Annotated in this window: 15 protein-coding genes; all 15 read right to left on the bottom strand. The window is 56.3% G+C overall.

The features are described from left to right. Nucleotides 1-11: 11 nt before the first annotated feature. The 15 genes from ACFCTO_RS05190 to serA all read right to left on the bottom strand — a co-directional run bounded on the left by ACFCTO_RS05190 (nt 12) and on the right by serA (nt 20,754). Nucleotides 12-611: a hypothetical protein gene (locus ACFCTO_RS05190; protein ID WP_292300143.1), complete on the bottom strand. Its 600-nt coding sequence runs from the start codon at nt 609-611 to the stop codon at nt 12-14. Between the two features lie 168 nt (nt 612-779). After that, nucleotides 780-1,415, bottom strand: coding sequence for a sigma-70 family RNA polymerase sigma factor (locus ACFCTO_RS05185; protein WP_418518036.1), 636 nt, complete (start codon nt 1,413-1,415; stop codon nt 780-782). 242 nt (nt 1,416-1,657) lie between these two features. Continuing rightward, nucleotides 1,658-5,944 carry a translocation/assembly module TamB domain-containing protein gene (locus ACFCTO_RS05180; RefSeq protein WP_499876490.1) on the bottom strand — a complete coding sequence of 1,429 codons (4,287 nt, stop codon included), beginning with the start codon at nt 5,942-5,944 and terminating at the stop codon, nt 1,658-1,660. Nucleotides 5,945-6,098: 154 nt separating this feature from the next. After that, on the bottom strand, nt 6,099-7,781 hold the full coding sequence (locus tag ACFCTO_RS05175) for a TolC family protein (RefSeq protein ID WP_499876489.1): 1,683 nt from the start codon (nt 7,779-7,781) through the stop codon (nt 6,099-6,101). 28 nt (nt 7,782-7,809) lie between these two features. Continuing rightward, nucleotides 7,810-9,045 carry an MlaD family protein gene (locus tag ACFCTO_RS05170; protein WP_499876488.1) on the bottom strand — a complete coding sequence of 412 codons (1,236 nt, stop codon included), beginning with the start codon at nt 9,043-9,045 and terminating at the stop codon, nt 7,810-7,812. After that, nucleotides 9,042-9,794 (bottom strand): ABC transporter ATP-binding protein, encoded by a 753-nt coding sequence (locus ACFCTO_RS05165; RefSeq protein WP_292300153.1) that lies wholly within the window; start codon nt 9,792-9,794, stop codon nt 9,042-9,044. Before ACFCTO_RS05165 ends, ACFCTO_RS05170 begins: the two co-directional genes overlap by 4 nt. A gap of 8 nt (nt 9,795-9,802) precedes the next feature. Continuing rightward, nucleotides 9,803-10,567 carry an MlaE family ABC transporter permease gene (locus ACFCTO_RS05160; protein WP_292107609.1) on the bottom strand — a complete coding sequence of 255 codons (765 nt, stop codon included), beginning with the start codon at nt 10,565-10,567 and terminating at the stop codon, nt 9,803-9,805. Nucleotides 10,568-10,880: 313 nt separating this feature from the next. After that, the gene (locus ACFCTO_RS05155) at nt 10,881-12,896 is read right to left on the bottom strand and encodes a SpoIVB peptidase S55 domain-containing protein (RefSeq protein ID WP_499876500.1); all 2,016 of its coding nucleotides are present in this window, start codon (nt 12,894-12,896) and stop codon (nt 10,881-10,883) included. Nucleotides 12,897-12,907: 11 nt separating this feature from the next. Further along, nucleotides 12,908-13,198: a hypothetical protein gene (locus ACFCTO_RS05150; RefSeq protein WP_020309663.1), complete on the bottom strand. Its 291-nt coding sequence runs from the start codon at nt 13,196-13,198 to the stop codon at nt 12,908-12,910. A gap of 41 nt (nt 13,199-13,239) precedes the next feature. Then, the gene (locus tag ACFCTO_RS05145; RefSeq protein WP_020309664.1) at nt 13,240-14,310 is read right to left on the bottom strand and encodes a rod shape-determining protein; all 1,071 of its coding nucleotides are present in this window, start codon (nt 14,308-14,310) and stop codon (nt 13,240-13,242) included. After that, complete coding sequence (gene murA / locus ACFCTO_RS05140) at nt 14,291-15,565, bottom strand: UDP-N-acetylglucosamine 1-carboxyvinyltransferase (RefSeq protein ID WP_226884382.1); 1,275 nt, start codon at nt 15,563-15,565, stop codon at nt 14,291-14,293. Before murA ends, ACFCTO_RS05145 begins: the two co-directional genes overlap by 20 nt. Before the next feature lie 382 nt (nt 15,566-15,947). After that, complete coding sequence (gene glpX, locus ACFCTO_RS05135) at nt 15,948-16,913, bottom strand: class II fructose-bisphosphatase (RefSeq protein WP_292301590.1); 966 nt, start codon at nt 16,911-16,913, stop codon at nt 15,948-15,950. 256 nt (nt 16,914-17,169) lie between these two features. After that, nucleotides 17,170-18,450: a serine--tRNA ligase gene (serS, locus tag ACFCTO_RS05130; protein WP_292262347.1), complete on the bottom strand. Its 1,281-nt coding sequence runs from the start codon at nt 18,448-18,450 to the stop codon at nt 17,170-17,172. Between the two features lie 54 nt (nt 18,451-18,504). Next, nucleotides 18,505-19,149: a histidine phosphatase family protein gene (locus ACFCTO_RS05125; protein WP_292107600.1), complete on the bottom strand. Its 645-nt coding sequence runs from the start codon at nt 19,147-19,149 to the stop codon at nt 18,505-18,507. A 12-nt stretch (nt 19,150-19,161) separates the two neighbouring features. Next, nucleotides 19,162-20,754: a phosphoglycerate dehydrogenase gene (gene serA, locus ACFCTO_RS05120; protein ID WP_292262350.1), complete on the bottom strand. Its 1,593-nt coding sequence runs from the start codon at nt 20,752-20,754 to the stop codon at nt 19,162-19,164. Between the last annotated feature and the right edge of the window lie 19 nt (nt 20,755-20,773).

Here is a 20,773-nt window from a genome sequence, read left to right as displayed (position 1 = left end):
TCCTCCATTATCTATTTCGTAATACCTGTACCGCGCAAGGTATGACGTGCTTCTTGTACAGTAGCTTGTACCTGGCGGTCCGACAAGACAGCCTTCCTTTCCACCCGTACCGGAGCCGCTGCTGGCGGTTCCGGTACGGCTGCAGCCGTCGCGGCTGGCTGCACAGGCAGTTCGTCTCCGGCAGGAGCTGCTGGCGGCGCAGATGCTGCCACCGGTGCTGGTCCTTCCTGGACAGGGGGCTGCACGCTGCCTGTCGGGACCGGCTCGGCCACAGGCGCAGCCGTATCCACCGGGTCCCGGTCCGCTTCATTCCCTGCCGCCGTCTCCTGGACGACGGCCTCGACGGCCGGCGGCCGTTCTTCCGGCCCGGTCAGGCGGAAGGCATACCAGCCGCCCAGCGCCAGGCAGAAGGCCGTGACCATGGCACCGGTCCGCAGCCAGTTCCTGCTGACTGGATGGTGTTTGCGCAAATTCTTCATTTCCGCTTCGGCCAGCATCAGATTGAGTTCGCCCTTGATATCGGACTCTTCATCAAACGAGGCTTCGGCCTTTTCCAGCCAGGACCGGACGGCCCGGACCCGGTGAACCGTGTCGCGTTGGGAATGTTTCATACAGCCTTCTCCTTTCTGCCTAGACGAATACTCTTATAAAATCGGCAAAGGCCGTATGAATTTATACCGGCAAAAAGGCGCAAAAACATGCCATAATCTATATTTTACAGCATTTTTCGATTATTTTCACCTAAAAACGGGTCAATTTTAAGAAAATGTAAAAAAATTTTAGTGGCGGCTCTCATGGATGAACCGGCTGAGCATGCCGCGCACGCGGCGGATGCCCCGTTTCTGCAGGCGGTAGACGTAAGGCAGGCTGACGTCCAGGCTCTTGGCCAGGTGCTTCTGCTCCACGTCGTTCAGGTACACGCCTTCGACGACGGCCTGTTCCTTTTCGGGCAGCCTTTTCAAGACGTGGCCGACCTTTTCCAGCAACAGCTGGCGGCTCGTGGCTGCGACAGGGTCCTGGCGCTCATCGCAGAGTGTATCCTGCAATGTCACGCCCCGTTCATCCGGTTCGTCAAGGGATACGGCGCTGACGGCGCCTTCGCGCTTCAGATAGTCCAGGATGGCCCCGCGGATGCGGTGGACGGCAAAGAGCGGGAAGGCCACGCCACGGCGGTAATCATAGCGTTCCACGGCTTCGATGAGGCCCAGCGTCCCTTCCTGCAGGGCGTCGGACAGGACATCGCGATGGATGTGCCAGCGCATGGTCTCTTTGAAGACCAGGGGCTGGTACTGCTCGATGAGGCGGCTGCGGGCCTCCAGATTCCCCTCGTCCTTATAGGCCTGCCACAGGGCCCGTTCTTCGTCGGGCTGGAGCAGGGTGATGTGCTGTAGTTCTTTCAGATAATCGTCTAACATGGCCTTTCACCACCTTTTCATTCAAATGGAATTCACACATATATAGGGACGGGCGCCCCACGTGGGCGCCCCTACAAAGGCAATGGCGTATCCACACATATACAGGGATGGGCCTGTGTCCCATCTGTAGGGGCTTGCACGTGGCAAGCCCGCTTCAGGACATGTTTCCTTCCCGTTATTCCTGTATGTATGGCGTCCTGCCATCAATCCCCGGATGCAACGGCATGACCCCATATACGGAATCAAAACGAATACTTATAGACACCGCCGATGAAACTGTCGTCGTCGGACGTCCAGGCGTTGACGCTGAACTTGCTGCCCAGGTCGTACATGAAGCCGAAGCGGTCGTCACCGTGGTTGATGCCGAAGGCCGCCGTGACCATGAAGTCGTTGAACAGGTATTTCCCCATTTCAATGTTGTAATAGTTGCGGCTCACATCGGTATTCTTATCATTGAGGTTCAGCGAGCCGTTGGTGACGGTGAGCATATCCAGGGACAAGGCCTTTTCCAGGCTCTGTGTAAGGCCCAGGCTGTTCAGGGTCATGCGGATGCCCGATCCGAGGAGGCTGTCCATATCTTCCTCGCTGAGGGAGCTCTGGGGGCGGCCGCCGCTGTTGCGCAGGGTAATGAGCGATACGATCTGCTGCTTCGTCAGGGGCGGGTCGGAGCGGAGCATGAGGTCCATGTTGTCCGCCTGACCTCGCAGGGTCAGCATGACATTGTACTGGCCGACGCGGCTGAAGCCTTCAGCGTCGACATAGGGCAGGAAGGAATCATACCGTGAGAAATCGGCCTTAGCCTTGGTCACGCGGAAATTGGTGTCCAAATAATGGACGGTTCCCCGCGTCGCTTCAAAGCGGCCCGACGGATGGGGATGATTGAGGTTGCCCTGGAAGGTGACCGACCCATTGACCATCAAGTCGTACAGAGCCGGATTGTACAGGCGGACCTTGTTGCCCAAAGTCAGGGTGAAGTCCAGGTCCAAATCGGGCCCTTCACTGCTGCTGGCCAGGGCCAGGGGGATGTCGACAGTCGTATTGTCGACCTGCATGAGGCCGCTCACTTTAGGCCGCCCGTCACCAGGCGTGACGTTGACATAGCCCGTAATGGGACCGTCGTAATAAGGGCAATTCAGATAGAGGCCTGAAAAATCAGCCGCCAGGGAATACGAATCTAAGCTGCGGCCACTCCAGGCGGCTTTGCCGTCAAGGCTGATGCTGCCGGGATTCTTCTTCCCTTTCTTATCCATAGTACCGCTGCCGCTGAGGACGGCCGAACGGCCTTTGAAGGCCAGGTCAGCATTGATGTTGGCCAGGGGATAAGCCGTGTCCTTGAACTTGATGGTGCCGTTCTTGATGGCAATATCGCCGTTGACCGTCGGCGCATCCAGAGTTCCGCCGATTTTGACGGCCCCCTGGATGGGACCGTCGGCTTCGGTGACGTAAGGCGTCAGGAAAGTCAGGACATCGAGGCCGGCGTTATCGAGCTGCAGCGAAAGGTCCATGGATTCGCCGGTCTTGCCGCCAGACAAGGCGCTGACGGGAATGGTACCGTGTGCGCTGACCTTATAGGGGTCGCGGCTGCCGCTGGCCTGCTGCAAAGTGATCAGTCCGTTGCGGATGTTGAACAGGGCATAAGCGCCCGTAAAGGAAATGCCGTTGGCCGTGCCGCTTCCCAGCTGGGCCGATACGTCGGCCTGGAGGTCATCGCCTGTACCGCTCAGGTCAGCGGCAAAGTCGATAGGCGCATCGACGACGAAGTCTTTATGTCCCAGAACGTCGGTCAGGGCCTTGGCCGGGAACTGCTTAGCAGCGACGGACAATTTCACCGGACCGTGCAGGGCATACGTCCCTTGGGCAGCCAGGACGCCGCTGCCGATGTTCAGGGCCATCTTGTTGATGGTGACGACACCATTTTCCATCTGGACGTCGATGTCAGCCGGTTCGACGGCCTGGCCGCCGAAAGAAGCGTCACTGATGGTCCCCTTCATGGAGACCGTCGGGTTGTCACCTGTGCCGCTGATGTCGACCTGGCCATTCAGCTTGCCGGCAATATCCTGTACCGGCAGGGCCGCGACCTTGAGCAGGCCGGCAATGTCGCCGTTGACGACCGTCGCCTGGCCCCGCAGGAGGGACGATTTCGTATTATACAATAAATTGCCGTCATACGTCCCGCCGAGCTGGGCGAAATGAAGGTCCGTCAGGCGCAGCATATTGTCATAATAGGCAAAATCGCCGTGGATATTGTTCAGGGCCATGTGGTTGATGACCAGATTGACCGCCGTCAGTGAACCGGCTACCGTCGGATTGTCCAGGCTGCCGCCGATATGGGCCTGGACGTCGAAAGATCCGCTGCGCGGCGTCTTGTTCTGCGGTACCAGGCGGGAAATCTCGACGTTCTTCCCGGTCAAATCGAGATTGAGCGTATCGCCGATGGAACCGGACAGGGCCAGGGATGCCGTGTAGGAAGAAATATCGCCGTTCGAGAGATAGACTGTCCCATTATCCAGGCGGTAATCGGCGCTGACATTCTTATAGAGGTAGCCTGCATAGGATCCGCTGGTCAGGCGGAACGAGCCGGAAGCCGTCGGATTATCCAGGCTGCCGCTGAGGGTAATCGTATTATCGGCCCAGCCAGTGAGCGGCAGGTCTGCCTTGCCGATGGCCGGCAGGAGCTGTTCGATGCGCATATGCGCCGTCGTCAGCGATGCCTGTATCGTTCGGGCATCCAGGTCCGCCTGGCCGCGCAGGGTGTGGGTCCCATCACCGCGGCGCCAGTAGAGGGCCGGGAGTTCGATGCGGCTGCCCTGTCCCCGGGCCGTCCCGTCGATGCTGTCGAAGGGGACGCCTTTGATCTGGCCGCTGCAGGCATTGAAGGCCACATCCCACTGCTGCCCTTCGATGTGGCCGGACAAATCAGCCGTTCCATCCATAGGGAGGGACACAAAGGGCGAGGCGGCGTCGAGGGGCAGGTCATGGCCGGTAAAGGTCAAGTGCGGCGTCTGGCTGTCCACTTCATAAGAACCGCTGACGTCGATACTTCCTCCTGCCAGGTCAGCGTGACCGCTGCGCAAGGTCATGACGCGGCCATCATAGGCCACATCGCCGGCTGCCGAGTCGACAGTCAGGCCATTATAAGACAGGTCCCCTGCCGTCACGTGGCCTGTCGCCATGATCGAGTTATCCTTACTGTTGCCGGCTGCGTGGAGCGACGCCGACAGACTCCCCATGACGGCCACAGGCACGCCGGGCACGGCCGAGATGTCCAGTCCGTCTACGTCGGCATCGGCTTCATAGGCACCGCTCTGGATGTCATAGACGCCCTTCCCGCTCAGGGAAGCGCCATAGGCCTGGGCCGTCAGGGAATCGATATCGATCCGGTTCTGACTGTAAATCAAATCTGCCTGGGCTTCATCGACGGTATAGCCGTTATAAGTCATATCGTGCAGAGACGCTGTACCGCGGGCATTCACGTCCTGTACCGTCCCCCAGACCGTCCCTTTGAAACCGGCTGTCCCGCTGATGGCAACGGGCAGATAATCGGCAAAGGCCGTCACGTCGGCTCCCGGGACGTCGACGTTCAGGTTGAATACCGGCGTGTCGCCGTTGGTCACGATAGTCCCGCCGACGCGGAAGTCCTGGCCGTTGACACGGCCTTCGACGTCCGATAAAGTAATATCTTTGCTCGTCAGGGCCGCATGGCCTTTCAGGCCGTCTACCTCGAGGCCCTGGACGGTGACGTGGCCGTCAGATACGTCGGCCTGGCCGGACAGGAAAAAGCCGTTGTGGCTGTCCGCAACGCGTACTTTGACATTTTCGACAGTCCCGCTGCGGATGACGACATCGGCCGACGACGGGATGAATGACGATGCATAAGTCCCGTTGATGACGTCGGCGCTGACAGTGAAGTCATACTGGCGGTTCGAGGCATACGTCCCGTGGGCCGTCACCGTTTGGCCATCGACGGTCATGGACGCATCAATGGCCAGCGACGGATAATCGGCAAAGGCCACGCTGCCGTTGACGTTTTCTCCGGTGACGACCGTGCTGTCCGGTAATTGGGCGTCAATAGTCCCGTTGTGGACGTTGATGGCCCCGCGGAACCCGGCATCGGTCGTACTCTGATTCTTCTTGATGAGCGACGCCACGTTCCACGTGCCATCGTCTTCATTCTGCCAGAGATGCAAGACCGGCGCATCGACATCGGCCGTATCCAGGGCCTGCAGGATTTCGCCCTGCTTCAGGGCCGTCATGATCTTACCGGGATTGACATAGACCCGAACGGCGTCGCCTTCGATGACGACCCGCCCTTGTGTATCTTTAATGACCGGCTTGGCCATGACCAGCTGGCCATTCAAGGATATATCCAGTGAAGAAAACGACAAGGTCCCGTTCAATTTACTGTTTGCAGTTGTCGTAATCGCCTGGCCAGCCATCTGGGTCAGAGCCGGCTTTTCCATCCACAGGGCAATCCCTGCAGACAGGAAGAAGGCCGTGACGCCACAGGCAGCCATCCATTTTTTCTTCATAATCGAGCTCCGCATACAAAAAAAGAGAGAATCGCACGTTACAATTCTCTCTTTATTCTACCTATGGAGTTGAGGAAAATCAAGAAATAGATGATAAATAGGATATTTCCCTTGTAAATTGTTAAAAACCTGTCATCATCTCTTTAAGTCCTGTTTATCCCCGATATGTCGTCGCCGTCAAAGACGGATGGATGACACCCGATTCGACATCGACGCCCATGACCTGTTCCAGTTTGGCAATGCCGACGTTGTAGTCGTACAGGGCCTGGATGTGGTTGACCTGGGCTTCGTTGAGGCTCAGCTGGGCATCGAGGACGTCCAGGTTGATGCCGACGCCGGCCTGGTAACGGATATTCTGGATACGATAGTTTTCACGGGCCTGGTCGACGACGGTCTGCGTTTCTTCGACCTTCTGGGCGGCACTGCGGATGTTGAGGTAGGCCTGCTTGACTTCCAGCTGGACGGCTTCGCGGGTCTTCTGTTCCGTTTCACGGGCCACAAGGAGATCCTGTTTAGCCTGGTTGACTTTAGCCTTCGTCGCGCCGCCGTCATAGAAATTATAGGTGACGCCAGCAGCTACTTTCCAGCTGCGCTTATTGGCATCGATGCCAGGGAAGGTATTATCGGCCCAATCATTACCGCCCGTAATAGCTACTGTCGGTTTATTGCCGGCATCGGCGATGTCGATATTGCGTTCCGCTTCCTGGACGGCAATGGCTGCCTGGAGGACTTCCGGCCGATACTTCATGGCGTAATCCGTCGCTTCCTGAAGGGAAATGTTATAGGTATCGAAGGGAAGCTGATGGTCGGCCAGGTTGAGCTTCGTTTCCAAGGGCAGGCCGAGGATGTTGTTCAAGTTCGATTCGGCCACAGCGACGTTGTTATCTGCCGTAATGGCCGTCGTCTTGGCGTTGGCCAGGGAGACATCGGACGAGAGGACGTCGACTTTGGCCTTGGTGCCGACGTTGTACTGGGCCTGGACGTTGTCCAAGTGGCCCTGGAGATTGTCGACGGCTTCATGGTAGACGCCCTGCAGTTCCTGATAAGCCAGGAGACCGTAATAGCCTTCAATAGCCGAGTATTTCGTCGCCTGTTCGACGCGCAGGATTTCTTCCTGGGCACTGGTCTTGCCTAATTTAGCAACGTCGATTTTCCCTTCAACGAGGCCGCCCGTATACAGCGGAATATTTACAGAAATGCCATTGGAAAAAGCATTGCTGACACTATTGGCACCTCCCATAAGACTAGCAGCACGACTATACGTAGCGGCATCCGTAGCCCGGCTGCGCTGGGCACCAAAGTTGTAATCGACAGTCAGCTTCTTGCCTGCCTGGGCCTGATTAATGGCATATTCAGCCTTCTTCAGGGCGTACTGGGAATTCTTGATATCCCGGTTGTAATCGAGGGCCATCTGAACGGTCTTGGGCAGGTTCAAATCGACAGTGCCATTGGTCGGTACGCGGCCGATGACGATGACCGGGTCGACTTCCTGGTTCTTCGCCCGCTTATCCGCTGCTTTTTCAGCACTCTTGGCGGCATCATCAGCGATTTTCTGAGCCAGTTCTTCGCGCAGTTCCGGCGTAATGTCTACGGGCCGGACGGCGTCGGCAGCCTTCTTGGCTTTGGCTTCGGCCTTGGCGGCTTTCTTCTGCTGAGCCTTTTCAGCCTTGATTTCCTGCTGTTCCGCCTTGGCGCGGGACTGGATCGCATCGGCCTGCGCTAAGTCGACAGGACGGACAGAAGCCGTCGTATCCGCTGCCGAAGCGGCGGCGACTGCGCTTATGGTCGTAATCATCATGGCGATGACCAATTTCTTGTACAGTTTGTTGTTCATCATGGGTACCCCCGTTTATTTCTATAATCTGCTAAAAAGCGTAGTTAATACCATAATAATTGCCACCGTCACTGCGACTCATGGGCCGCGTGAACTGGCTGAAGAGATAGAGATCCGGCGCCAGGCGGTACTGGGCTTTCAAACGGAAGCGCCAGTCATCGGGATCATAGCCTTCCAGGGACAAGCGGAAAGGCCCGTCCTGGAAGAAATCGAAGCCCGCACCGAGGTCGCCGTTGATCAGGCCGGCCCGCGTGTCGAACAGGCGGCCGCGGCGGCCGTACTGCAAGTTGAGGTTCGTACCGTTGCCGATGTTCTCTGCCCCGACGAGGCCGAACGTATCGCCACGGTACACCTTAAAATTTACAGTGCCGCTGGTCTCATTCTTGGTCGTATTATATAAGAGTCCGGCTTCGCCCTGGACTTTGATATCCGATGCGCCGCCGAGTATCTTATTCACTTTTGTTGTAATCTGGGCCGTATTATTCAGCGTCGTCTGAATATTGGCCTGGGTCTGCGGATCCGTCGTCATCTTTTCCATCGACTGAGCAATAGTTTCAAAGCGGTCCGTTATCTGCTTCATGTTGGCCGCTGTCGCCCGGACGTTGGCCGAAGCCGCGCCGTCACCGTCAAGGTTCTGCATGGACGCGTTCATCTGGGCCGTCATGGCTGCCATATTGGCCGTAATCTGCTGGATATTGCCGGCATTGGCATCCATCATCTGGCTCGTCTTGCCGGTAATATCGTCGATGTTCTGGATGGAACCGCGCATAGCGGCCTGCGTCTTTTCATCGCCGATGATGGCATTGATATTCTTGACCATATCGTCAGCACTGCCCATGAGCTTGCCGGCACTGTCCATCATATCGTCCATGTTCTTGCTCTGTGTGCCATCGATGTAATCTCCATCAGCGAGAAAATGATTCTTGTCATTCCCCGGTGTAATGGCCACGATTTTTTCGCCGAGCAGGCCGTCCGTCGTAATCGTCACTTTGGAATCGCGGGGGATTTCCGTCCCCTTTTCTAATTTCATAGCTACGTCGACGCCGTGGCGGGACGGTTTCACACTTTCGACTTTGCCGACGTGAACGCCGACATAGCGGACGGAATTCCCTTTTTGCAACCCATTGGCATCTTTGAATTCCGTATGGACGACAAAGCCGGGCTTACCAAAGATTTCGGCATGAGCCAGGGTCAGGACGACAAAGGTAAATAAGAGGACGCCGACAATAGTGACCAATCCCACTTTTGCTTCTGCACTCCACTTCATAGGCTATCCCCTCTTTCTTCTGGAAGACGCCCGCCGTGGATAAAGCGCTGCACTTCCTCATCATCTGTATGGGCAAAGGTCTTCTTATCGGCAATGAGCTGGAAGCGCCCGTCTTGTAAATAAGCCAGGCGGTCAGCCACATAAAAAGCGGAGTCCATGTCGTGGGTGACGATGACTGACGTCGCATGGATCTGCTTCTGCATGCTGACGACCAGGCGGTTGATATCCATACAGCGCAGCGGGTCCAGGCCGGCTGTCGGTTCATCGTAGAGGATGACCTGCGGGTCCAGGGCAATGGCCCTGGCCAGGCTGACGCGCTTCTTCATGCCGCCTGATAAATCGTTGGGCATCATATCTTCGATGCCCTCCAGGCCGACAAGACGCAGTTTTTCCTCAACGATGCGCTGGATCGTCGCTTCATCGTCTTTCGTATGCTGGCGCAGGCCAAAGGCAACGTTCTCGCCGACAGTCATGGAATCGAAGAGAGCCGAATACTGGAAGACCATGCCCATATGACGGCGCACGGCTGTCAGCTGTTCCTCATCATACCCTGTAATGTCGGCATCATGGAAGAAAATATGGCCTTTCGTCGGCTTCTGCAAACCGATAATCAGGCGCAGGATGGTACTCTTGCCTGAGCCGCTGGCACCGAGTATAGCCAGCGTTTCGCCCTGATGGATATCTAAATTGATGTTGTCTAGTATGACCCGGTCGCCATAGGCGACGGTCACATTGCGAAGACGGATCATAGCACTCCTCAATACAACAGAACCGATAAGATATAATTGCAGATAAAGATGAAAATAATCGACGTGACGACGGACTTCGTCGTAGCCTGGCCGACGCCTTCGGCCCCGCTCTGGGCATGCATGCCTTCATTGCAGGCGACGAGGGCAATGATACCGCCGAAGAACATGGCCTTGATGAGGCCGTAGACGACGTCGCTGACTTCCGTAAAGAGTTCGATGGAATTCACATAGGTGAAATGCGTGAGCCCGGCGCCCAATGTGGCCACGCCGTAGCCGCCGGCCGTACCGATGACATAGCCGTAAAAGGCCAGGATAGGTACCATGACGACGCAGGCTACAAAGCGCGGTACGACGAGATAGGCAATGGGATTGACGGCCATACAGCGCAGGGCATCGATTTGTTCCGTAACCTTCATGGTCCCGATTTCAGCCGTCATGGCCGCACCGACGCGGCCTGCCATGACGACGCCAGTTAAAATAGGGCCTAATTCACGGCCCATGGCGACGGACATGACACCGCCCAGCGTCGACTGGGCGCCATAACGCAAGAGAATATCGACGATCTGCAAGGTCATGACCATGCCGGCAAAGAGCAGGGTCAGGCTGACGATAGGCAGGGAATTAACGCCGAGATGAGCCATCTGGGCAAGGGTCAGGCGGCGTTGTATCTTTGGCAGCTGACGCAGGGTCTGGCCAAAGAGGATGGCAATGACGCCGACTTGTTCAAAGACACGGAGCGTAAAACTGCCGATGCCTTCCAAAATTTCCTGCATGAAAGACCGTCCTTTCTTTAAGTATCATACTACTTTACTATACCATCATTAAAAATGGATGTAAAACACCTGTATTCAATTGTGCCTAAATTGTGAGAAAGAAAATAAGGAAAACTAAAATTGCGATTTGAGTTTTCTACAGCTAAAATAATAGCATTTTATGCGAAAAATGGCAAGGGAAAAGGCGCTGTCATATGAAGACAGCGCCTGTTTAGTGGCTAGTGGCTCGTGGTTAGGTGTTAGGGGCTGACCGCTGACGGCTAACTGCGACCTGCGGCCTGCGGGACGCCCTTTGGGCGTCCCCTACGAACGGTTAGTGGAACATATCCAGGTCGACGGTGCGGATCGGTTCTGCCGATTTCTTATCCTGGCCTTTATCAGGCTTCTTGTCGCTTCCCTTGTCATCTTTCTTGGTTGTATCCTTATTGTCATCGCTGCTCTTATCGGCTTTGACCAATTCATCATCCTGCGAGGACCCGTCGGTTTCTTCACCGATGACAGCTTTCGCTTCGTTGATGTTGTGGTTCTTGGCCAAATAAGCATCGCGTTTTTCCGGCGTGACGACTTTGATGGTGATCTGGCCGTCGCCTTTGACGATATACGGTGTCGGAATGGAAGATTTGGCGTCGTTCGGATTTTCATCGCCGATGTTGTGCTTGCCCGGTTTGATGACATCCTTGGCGCTGGTCCCCGGTTCTTTGCCGCGGATCTTTTCCTTCTTCACTTTCGTGCCGCTTTCGTTGATCATGCTGACGCCCTGGCTGAGGATTTCGATGACCAAGTCATTATTAGCATCTTCTTTTTCGATTTCCTTCTTCAGTTCATTGAAATCCTTATAATGGCGCAGGCGCTGGACGATTTCGTCAGTCAGATTGTAGCGCTGTTTTTCGATAAGGTACGGCAGAGGAATGACGCCGCCGCCGCGCACTTCCAGGACCATATCGCCGAGAGGCTGGTTCTTGGGGACGGTGAAGCTCATGGTCTTCACTTCATCGACACCGCGGTACGGGTGGAGCTTGACCTTGAAATAGACCGTATCGCCCGGGCTGACGACGACAGGCGCTGCCGACGCATCGACGATGGTCGCCGACTTGCGGGCCTGCGTGATATCGACGGACATGTTGATGTCCAGGATAGGATAGTCGATGAACTCATTATGTTTCAAGATATCCAGTACATTGTAAAGCTCGTCGATACTCTTTTCATTGATGTTATCTTCGGAATAATACATATTGTGCCGGGTAATATCCTTATCGCGGCCATTGGAAGAGCGGATGGTATACGACAAGGTCGCCGTGCCACCGCCCGTGCGGTCGATGGTCTTATTGACCGTATTGTACACCGTCGTAGCCGCCAGGACCGGCGTCAGTTCATTGTCTTCAATGATCTTGACGCGCTTGGTCATGGCCGTGTCGGTGTCCGTATCCCTGGCCTTGATGACGACGGGGATGCCCGGTGCCAGATAGCCATACTGGCCGCCGATGCCGGCGCCGCGGTCCTGAGTGATCTTGCCCACTTCGGCACCGATAGAGCCCAGCTTAAAGGAACTGGACAGGTTATTGACGACCGTAAAGATGTAGGCATTGTGCATGAAATAATTGATGCTGCCCTTTTTCAGGAAGGGATGGCCAAAGGCGACAATCTGGTCGTTGTCGACGTAAGTGACCGTCCCGATGGCACCCATCTTCATATCGCCGTTGACGAAGGCTGCGGCGACGCTGCTGCCCGGTTCCAGGGGCAGGGCCGTACTGTCGCTGCTGGCCGAAGCCGTATCGACAGGCATGAAGTTATAGCCTGGCAGTTTGCTCTGCATCCACGCTGTCGACACGCTGTCGAAGCCCGACGTCATGAGCGGCGTCGCAATGGGGATGAGCGATGATTCGCGGGCGTTGAAAGGCCGGATTTCTTCTCTCGTCGGCACATTCCAGAGCTTGATCATATCGTTGATAGGCGTAATCATGCCGACGCGGGAATTGGTAAAGGACCAGCCGTAAGCGACGGCACCGAGCAGTTTGCCATTGATATAGACCGGGCTGCCGCTCATGCCCTGAGCGATGCCACCCGTTTCTTCAATGAGGGGCCCGGAAAACTTGGCCAGGACCAAGTCCCCTGACGGGCCGCTGTTCTTCATGACCCCTAAGATCTCGACGGGGAAGGTATCAATAGTCGTACCGTGGACGACGGTCTTGGCATAGCCCGTCATCCCCGGCTGGACTTCACTGACATTCATGAACTCCTGTGCCTGTGCCGAAAGAGTCAGGATACAGGAAAGGGCCGCGGTCAGACAGACCCGGCCCAACGTACGCCGCAAGGCGGAGACTTTCTTCATCATGGTATATCTCATTTCGTTTCCACCACGACGACAACGGCGCCTTGCTGCACTTGTGATCCCGGCTGAACGAGGACGGTCTTGACGACGCCATCCTTGTCAGAACGGGCAGCCGGCATCGGACCGGCCAGGGAATTCACCGTAAGCAGGACATCTCCCTCTTTGACGGCTGCACCGACAGGGGCTACGCTGACGACGCTGCCGCTCAATACCGTCGTGTACGATACGTCAGCAGCTGCGGCCGGCATAGCCATCAGACCTGCTAACCCAGCTAATACGGCGAGTCTGCGAAACTTTTTCATGACGGCTCCCTCCTTCTCAGCTCCGCCTGCTGCGGAGCACTCTATAAATCATCAAAACTATCTTTTAAGCGGTCCATTTCCCGCAAAGCCTTACCGGCTCCGTTGGCGACGCACAACAGGGGTTCATCGCAAAGATAGGCTGCCATGCCCGTCGTCTGGGAAATGAGGCGGTCGAAACTATCCAGGAGCAGGCCGCCGCCGGTGAGGACGATGCCATGGTCGGCAATGTCCGCAGCCAGTTCGGGCGGTGTCTTTTCCAGGATGGAGACGATCGTCTTGAGGACGGTCTGGATCGGTTCGTCCAGGGCCTGGCGGATTTCCTGCGAGTCGATATCGACCGACGTCGGCAGGCCCGTTTCAGTGCTGCGGCCGCGGACATCGGCCGTCATGCGCCGGCCGTCGCCCATAGCCGTGCCGATGAGTATCTTCAGCTCTTCTGCTGTGTGCTGACCGATGGCGACGTGCTTGATCTTTTCCAAATAGCGGATAATCGCTTCGTCAAAAGTGTTGCTGCCAATGCGCAGGGATTCGCTGATGACGACGCCGCTCAGGCTGAGGACGGCGACGTCCGTCGTCCCGCCACCCATGTCGACGACCATGGAACCATTAGACGTGGCAATGTCCAGACCGGCGCCGATAGCGGCAGCCAGCGGTTCTTCCATGACCGTCGTCTTGCGGGCACCGGCCTGCATGGCCGCTTCGATGACGGCCCGCCGTTCGACGTTGGTGACGCTCGACGGGACGCAGATGACGACGCGGGGTTTAAAGATCAGCGCCTTGCCGATGGCCTTGCGGATGAAGTAGCGCAGCATGTATTCCGTCGCATCGTAGTCGGCGATGACGCCGTTGCGCAGCGGATGGTAGGCGTGGATGTTACGCGGCGTCCGCCCCAGCATAGCCTGGGCTTCGCGGCCGATGGCGACGACTTTATTTTCCATCGTATCGACGGCGATGACGGCCGGTTCATTGACGACAATGCCCCGGTTCTTGACGAACACGATGATATTGGCCGTTCCCAGGTCGATAGCGATATCGCTGCCGAACCAGTTGGCCAGAAAGAACGAGTGGGACTGTTTCGGCTGTACTCTTTTCTTAGTTTTCTTCTTCCTCAATATTGACGCGAACAATGTCTGCACCTAGCCTTTGTAATTTTAATACGAGATTATCATAACCGCGGTCGATGTGGTATAAATAGCCGACTTCCGTTTCCCCTTCGGCGACGAGGCCAGCCAGGACTAAGGCAGCACCGGCCCGCAGGTCCGTCGCATTGACAGAGGCCCCTTTGAGCCTGGGGACGCCTTCGACGATGGCGCTGCGGCCTTCGATGCGAATCTTGGCGCCCATGCGCTTGAATTCGTCGACGTGCATGAAGCGGTTTTCAAAGACCGTTTCGGTGACGACACTCGTCCCCTGGCAGATAGTCGTCAGGGCCATGAACTGGGCCTGCATGTCTGTCGGGAAACCGGGATAAGGCAGGGTCTTGATATCGGCCGGGCGAAGCGGTTCATGGCCGATGACGCGGATGCCGTCGATTTCTTCCTGGACTTCGGCGCCGACTTCTTTCAATTTGGAAATGAGGGGCTTCAAGTGTTCCGAAATGGCATTCTCTACGAAGACATTGCCCTGGGTCATGGCCGCGCCGACCATGAAAGTACCCGCTTCGATGCGGTCGGGGATGACGGCGTGATTGGCGCCATGCAGTTCCTTGACGCCTTCGATGCGGATGACGTTGGTGCCGGCACCGCGGATGTTGGCGCCCATACTGTTGAGGTACGTTGCCAAATCGACGATTTCCGGTTCTTCTGCGGCATTTTCCAGGACCGTCTTACCGTCGGCCATGGATGCAGCCATGAGGATATTTTCCGTAGCGCCGACGCTGGGGAAATCGAGATAGATCTGAGCCCCTTTGAGGCCATTCGGTGCCGTCGCTTCGATGTCTCCGTTTTCCAGGTTGATGACGGCTCCCATGGCTTCAAAAGCCTTGAGGTGCAGGTCGATAGGACGGGCACCGATGGAGCAGCCGCCGGGCAGGGAAATCTGGGCCCTCCCCTTGCGGGCCAGTAAAGGTCCCATAACCAAAAAAGATGCACGCATACGGCGCACTAAATCATACGGAGCCGTTGTCGATGTCAGCTCATGGGCATCGATGACCAGTGTATCTCTTTCAGGATGTTCTATATGAACGCCGAGGGACGCGATGACGTCACAGACGGTATGTACGTCGGCTAATTTCGGGATTTCTGTCAAAGTACTCTGCGTCGTTCCCAGCATAGATGCGACAATGATAGGCAGCACGGCATTTTTAGCCCCGCTGACGCGAACCGTACCCTGTAAGGGCTTTCCACCATGAATAACAAGTTTCTCCAATTCTGGTGCCTCCTAATACTATTCGAGTAGTTTATTCTAAATGGCCCAAAGGCAATGGCGCCTAAGGTACCATTATGAGCATATAATTACTATCAAGTCATTGTACCATAAAAGGGGAGAAAAAAAAAGGGCTTGTCGCCGTGCGATAAGCCCTTTTTAAGCTGTAGGGGTCGCCACGTGGGCGACCCGCTGGATATTTGACGACGTTCTCCCCAATCCGGAAAATCACTCATATTCCGGAGCGGGCTTGCCACGTGCAAGCCCCTACAGACGAAATCACTCGGAAATTTTTCTTCAACCTACAAGCGGGACGCTAACTGCTGACGACTGACTGCTGACTGCTAACAGCTGACGGCTGACAGCGGCCTGCGAACTGCGGCTTTTACAAATGAATACTCCATTTGGCTTTCTTGTCGAAGCGGTGGAACGTGTCGATGAAGCGGATTGTGCCGCTCTTGTAGCGCATGACGACAGACATGGTGCGGGCGCCGCCGCCAAAGTACTGGACGCCTCGCATCATGGGCGTATCGGTAATGGCCGTCGCCGAGAAGATGCAGTCGTCGCCTTTGACCAGGTCGTCGAGGGTCATGACGCGGTTGATGTCATCAATGCCCATTTCCCAGCAGCGCTTCCGTTCTTCGTCGGTATAGGGAATGAGGCGGGCCTGCATATCGCCGCCCAGGCATTTCAGGGCCGCTGCAGCCAGGACGCCTTCCGGAGCGCCGCCGATGCCCATGAGGACGTGGACGCCGGACCCTTCGATACCGGCGTCGACAGCCGGCGAGACGTCACCGTCCGTGATGAGCTTGATGCGGGCGCCGGCACTGCGGCATTCGTCGATGATTTCCTGATGGCGCGGCCGATCGAGGATGACGACGGTCAGATCGTCGATGCCTCGTTCCAGGCCTTCGGCGATGCGGCGCAGGTTTTCCTGAACGGGCTGGGTCAGGTCGATGCGGCCTTTGGCCCGCGGGCCGACACAGAGCTTTTCCATGTACATGTCCGGAGCGTGGAGCAAGTTCCCCTTGCGGGCGATGGCCATGACGGCAATGGACCCATCCTGTCCTTTCGCCGTCAGGTTCGTCCCTTCCAGCGGGTCGACGGCGATATCGACTTCCGTGCCGCCGGCGCCGACTTTTTCACCGATATAGAGCATCGGCGCTTCGTCCATTTCGCCTTCGCCGATGACGACAGTCCCATCAATAGGAACCGTCGATAAAATCGAATGCATCCCATCGACAGCCAACTGGTCGGCGCCCATCTTGTCGCCCTTCCCCATGAGGCGGCCAGCCTTGACGGCAGCCGCTTCGGTAACGCGGACAAATTCCAAGGTCAATACGCGATCCATAGTGAACCTCCTATCTAAAAATAATTGAAATACATATATAGTATTACTTCTAGACAGAGTGAAAAAACTCCTGCCTCGGGGCAGGAGTTTTTTAGTGGTTAGTGGCTAGCAGTTAGTTGTTAGCAGATGGATTTAAATTTAAAGTTTTCTCGTTCGTCACAAACCTTGCCTCTCCTCATAGGAGAGGTGGCCTGAAAAGCCGGAGAGGTCGAACCGCTCAAATTCAGAAGTGGACACCCCACGCGGGCGTCCCCTACTACTGTTTCGTGATCACGTCGCAATGCATGTACGGGCGGAGGACTTCCGGCACGATGACGGAGCCGTCAGCCTGCTGGTAGTTTTCCAGGATAGCGGCGACGGTACGGCCGACAGCCAGGCCGGAGCCGTTCAGGGTATGGACGAATTCCGGTTTCGATTTCGGCGTGCGGCGGAAGCGGATATTGGCCCGGCGTGCCTGGAAATCTTCCGTATTGGAGCACGACGAGATTTCACGGTATTTCCCCTGTGCCGGGAACCAGACTTCGACGTCGAAGGTCTTGGCAGCGGAGAAGCCGATATCGCCCGTGCAGAGGCAGACGACGTGGTACGGCAGGCCCAGGGCCTTGAGGATATCTTCGGCGTTGTTGGTCAGTTTATCGAGTTCGTCATAGCTCGTTTCCGGAGCGACGTATTTGACCATTTCGACTTTGTGGAACTGGTGCTGGCGGATGAGGCCCCGCGTATCGCGGCCAGCCGAACCGGCTTCGGCACGGAAGCACGGCGTCATGGCCGTGAAGTAGACCGGCAGCTTGGCACCGTCGATGATTTCACCGCGGTAGTAGTTGGTCAGCGGTACTTCTGCCGTCGGGATCATGTACATTTCTTCGCCTTCGACGTTGAGCTTGTACATATCTTCGTAGAACTTCGGCAGCTGGCCTGTACCGGTCATGGAATCGCGGTTGACGATGTACGGCGGGATGACTTCGGTGTAGCCGTCCTTTTCTGTATGCTGGTCGAGCATGAAGTTGTAGACAGCGCGTTCCAGGCGGGCGCCGGCGCCGATATAATAATAGAAGCGGGCACCCGTGACTTTAGCAGCCCGTTCGGAATCGAGGATGCCCAGTTTTTCACCGACGTCCCAATGATTGAGGGGCTGGAAATCGAATTTCGTCGGTTCGCCCCATTTGCGGACTTCCGGGTTGTCGCTGTCGTCGTTGCCAACGGGGACCGAGGGGTGGCACATATTGGGGATCATGAGCTGGATAGCGCGCATGTCAGCTTCAACTTTCTTGACTTCTTTATCGAGGACGTCGATGTCGTCGCCGAGCTTCTTCATGGCTGCGATCTGGGCGTCCGCATTTTCTTTGTTGCGCTTGAGCTGGCTGATTTCCTTGGTGACCGTGTTGCGTTCGTTCTTCATGGCTTCAACTTTCTGAAGAATGTCGCGGCGCTGGTTGTCCAAGGCGACGAAAGCGTCGACATCGGCTTTGGCATGGCGGTTCTTAATATTTTCTTTGACTTCTTCCACGTGTTCGCGGATGAATTTCGTATCTAACATGATAGTTTCTTCCTTCCTCAGTAAATATGCTTTTATACCCCTCGTATTATAGCCTTATAAGCCCTTTTGTTCAATACCGCTGAACAAATACCCCATGTGATTCGTAGAATTGAGCAGGACCAGGCGCCATACGCCGTCCTGACATTCCAAGACGTTGATGCACGTATTATCCTGTTTGATCTGCCAGAAATGGCTCATATCCAGGCCCAGGACATCGCAGATGATGGCCTTGTTGACGGCGTCATGAGCGGCGACGAGAACCGTCTTGCCGTCGTACTTCCGGACGTAATCGTCAAAGGCAGCGCGGGCGCGGACGCGGACATCTTCCAGGGATTCGCCGCCCTGGCCGGGCATGGTCACCGTATGAGGCTGTGTATGCCAGCGGTGGAATTCTTCAGGATACTTGGCTTCGATTTCATCAGCCAGCTTCCCTTCCCAATCGCCGTGGTTGATTTCCAGGAGCCTGTCGTCCTTGAGGACCGGCAGGCCGTGGAGGTCCGCACAGAAAGAGCAGGTCATGTACGACCGTTCGAGGGGGCTGGAAATGGCTACATCGATGGGCGTATCCTTCAGGCCTTCGGCGACCATATGGCCCTGGCGGAGGCCCCGTTCGCTCAGGTGCGTGTCTTCCTGGCCCTGGTAACGGCCTTCAATATTCCATTGTGTTTCGCCGTGGCGAATGAGTATGATGCGTACCATAGTTTCCCCCTGTTAGTGAATATCGCAGTGAATGAGCTTCATGTCGAGGATGCCGTTGATCGAGCGGAGCTTGACCATGATGTCGTTGGGGATGTCATCCTGGACGGCAATGGCCATGATGTTGTTGCCCGATTTGGTCATGCGGCCTACCTGCATGCCCATGATGTTGATATGAGCCTGGCCGAGGATGGTCGAAATCTGACCGATCATGTTCGGCTGGTCGACGTGCGGTACCAGGAGCAGGTAGCCTTCGGGCGTGAAGTCGACGCGGTATTCATCGATCTGGACGATTTTGGCTTCCGTCCCGTTGAACAAGACGCCGACGATGGCGTGTTCGCCCTTATTGGTGCGGACCCGGACAGTGACGGAGTTGACGAAATAGCCATTGGACTGGCTGTTGATTTCTTTGATGGCAATGTGGCGCGTCTTGGCGACTTCGGCGGCATTGACGTAGTTGACCGATTCCTGGAGGATCGGATTGAGGGCCCCTTTGAGGACGGCCGTCGTCAGCAGGCGCGTTTCTGTATCGGCCAGTTCGCCCGTGTATTCGACTTCGATTTCCTTCATCGGTGCATCGGCCAGGTAAACGGCCAGGTTGCCCATGCGTTCCATGAGGTCGAAATAAGGATGGATGACATTGTAGACATTGGGCGGTACAGGAGCCATGTTGACGGCCGTAGCGACGGGTTCGCCTTTCAGGGCTTCCATGACGCCTTCGGCGACGTCGACGGAAACGCCGATCTGAGCTTCGACAGTCGAAGCGCCGAGGTGCGGCGTAATGACGACGTTATCCATGCCCAGGAAGGGGTTGATGTCCTTGGTCAGCGGTTCCGTCGGGAAGACGTCGATAGCGGCGCCGGCGACGTGGCCGCTCTTGAGCGCTTCAGCCAGTGCATAGATATCGAGGACCGCCCCGCGGGATACGTTGATGACCCGGACGCCGTCTTTCATCTTGGCGATTTCTTCCTTGCCGATGAGGCCCCGCGTTTCTTTGGTCAGCGGCGTATGCATGGTAATGTAGTCCGACCGCTTGAGGAGCGTATCCAGGTCGACTTGTTCGACGCCGAGCTGTTTGAACCGTTCTTCCGGGATGTACGGGTCATAGCCGATGGTCTTCATTTCCATAGCCTGCATGCGTTTGGCAATGCGCGAACCGATGCGGCCGACGCCGATGATGCCGATGGTCTTGTTCTGGAGCTGGATGCCCGTAAAGGTCTTGCGGTCCCAGTTGCCGGCCATGAGCGAATTGTGGGCCTGCGGGATGTGGCGGGTAATGGCCATGATCATGGCGCAGGTATGTTCCGTAGCGGCCAGGGTGTTGGACGTCGGCGTATTGACGACGACGATGCCCCGTGCCGTCGCACTCTTCAAGTCGATGCTGTCGACGCCGACACCGGCACGGCCGATGACCTTCAATTTCGTAGCCGCTTCGATGACCTTTTCCGTGACGTGGGTCATGGAACGGGTAATGAGGCCGTCGTATTCGCCGATGCAGTCGATGAGGCCCTGTTCATCGAGGTTCTTCTTCACATCTACTTCATATCCATTTTCGCGTAAGAGATCTACGCCTTTCATCGATACGTCATCGCTGACTAAAATCTTCATTTTCTTCTCCCCCTATGTA

The organism is Megasphaera indica, from assembly GCF_046614755.1.
In the GTDB taxonomy this organism is placed as follows: domain Bacteria; phylum Bacillota; class Negativicutes; order Veillonellales; family Megasphaeraceae; genus Megasphaera; species Megasphaera intestinihominis.
The sequence above is the reverse complement of the archived record's forward strand: the minus strand, read 5'-3'. Positions and strand labels throughout refer to the sequence as shown.

What these genes read in the sequence shown, in the direction of transcription:
- ACFCTO_RS05165 (WP_292300153.1), bottom strand. Translation starts at nt 9,794, where the DNA reads ATGATCCGTCTTCGCAATGTGACCGTCGCCTATGGCGACCGGGTCATA.
- ACFCTO_RS05180 (WP_499876490.1), bottom strand. Translation starts at nt 5,944, where the DNA reads ATGAAGAAAAAATGGATGGCTGCCTGTGGCGTCACGGCCTTCTTCCTG.
- ACFCTO_RS05175 (WP_499876489.1), bottom strand. Translation starts at nt 7,781, where the DNA reads ATGATGAACAACAAACTGTACAAGAAATTGGTCATCGCCATGATGATT.
- ACFCTO_RS05155 (WP_499876500.1), bottom strand. Translation starts at nt 12,896, where the DNA reads ATGAAGAAAGTCTCCGCCTTGCGGCGTACGTTGGGCCGGGTCTGTCTG.
- serS (WP_292262347.1), bottom strand. Translation starts at nt 18,450, where the DNA reads ATGTTAGATACGAAATTCATCCGCGAACACGTGGAAGAAGTCAAAGAA.
- ACFCTO_RS05170 (WP_499876488.1), bottom strand. Translation starts at nt 9,045, where the DNA reads ATGAAGTGGAGTGCAGAAGCAAAAGTGGGATTGGTCACTATTGTCGGC.
- glpX (WP_292301590.1), bottom strand. Translation starts at nt 16,913, where the DNA reads ATGGATCGCGTATTGACCTTGGAATTTGTCCGCGTTACCGAAGCGGCT.
- ACFCTO_RS05190 (WP_292300143.1), bottom strand. Translation starts at nt 611, where the DNA reads ATGAAACATTCCCAACGCGACACGGTTCACCGGGTCCGGGCCGTCCGG.
- ACFCTO_RS05185 (WP_418518036.1), bottom strand. Translation starts at nt 1,415, where the DNA reads ATGTTAGACGATTATCTGAAAGAACTACAGCACATCACCCTGCTCCAG.
- ACFCTO_RS05150 (WP_020309663.1), bottom strand. Translation starts at nt 13,198, where the DNA reads ATGAAAAAGTTTCGCAGACTCGCCGTATTAGCTGGGTTAGCAGGTCTG.
- ACFCTO_RS05125 (WP_292107600.1), bottom strand. Translation starts at nt 19,149, where the DNA reads ATGGTACGCATCATACTCATTCGCCACGGCGAAACACAATGGAATATT.
- serA (WP_292262350.1), bottom strand. Translation starts at nt 20,754, where the DNA reads ATGAAGATTTTAGTCAGCGATGACGTATCGATGAAAGGCGTAGATCTC.
- ACFCTO_RS05160 (WP_292107609.1), bottom strand. Translation starts at nt 10,567, where the DNA reads ATGCAGGAAATTTTGGAAGGCATCGGCAGTTTTACGCTCCGTGTCTTT.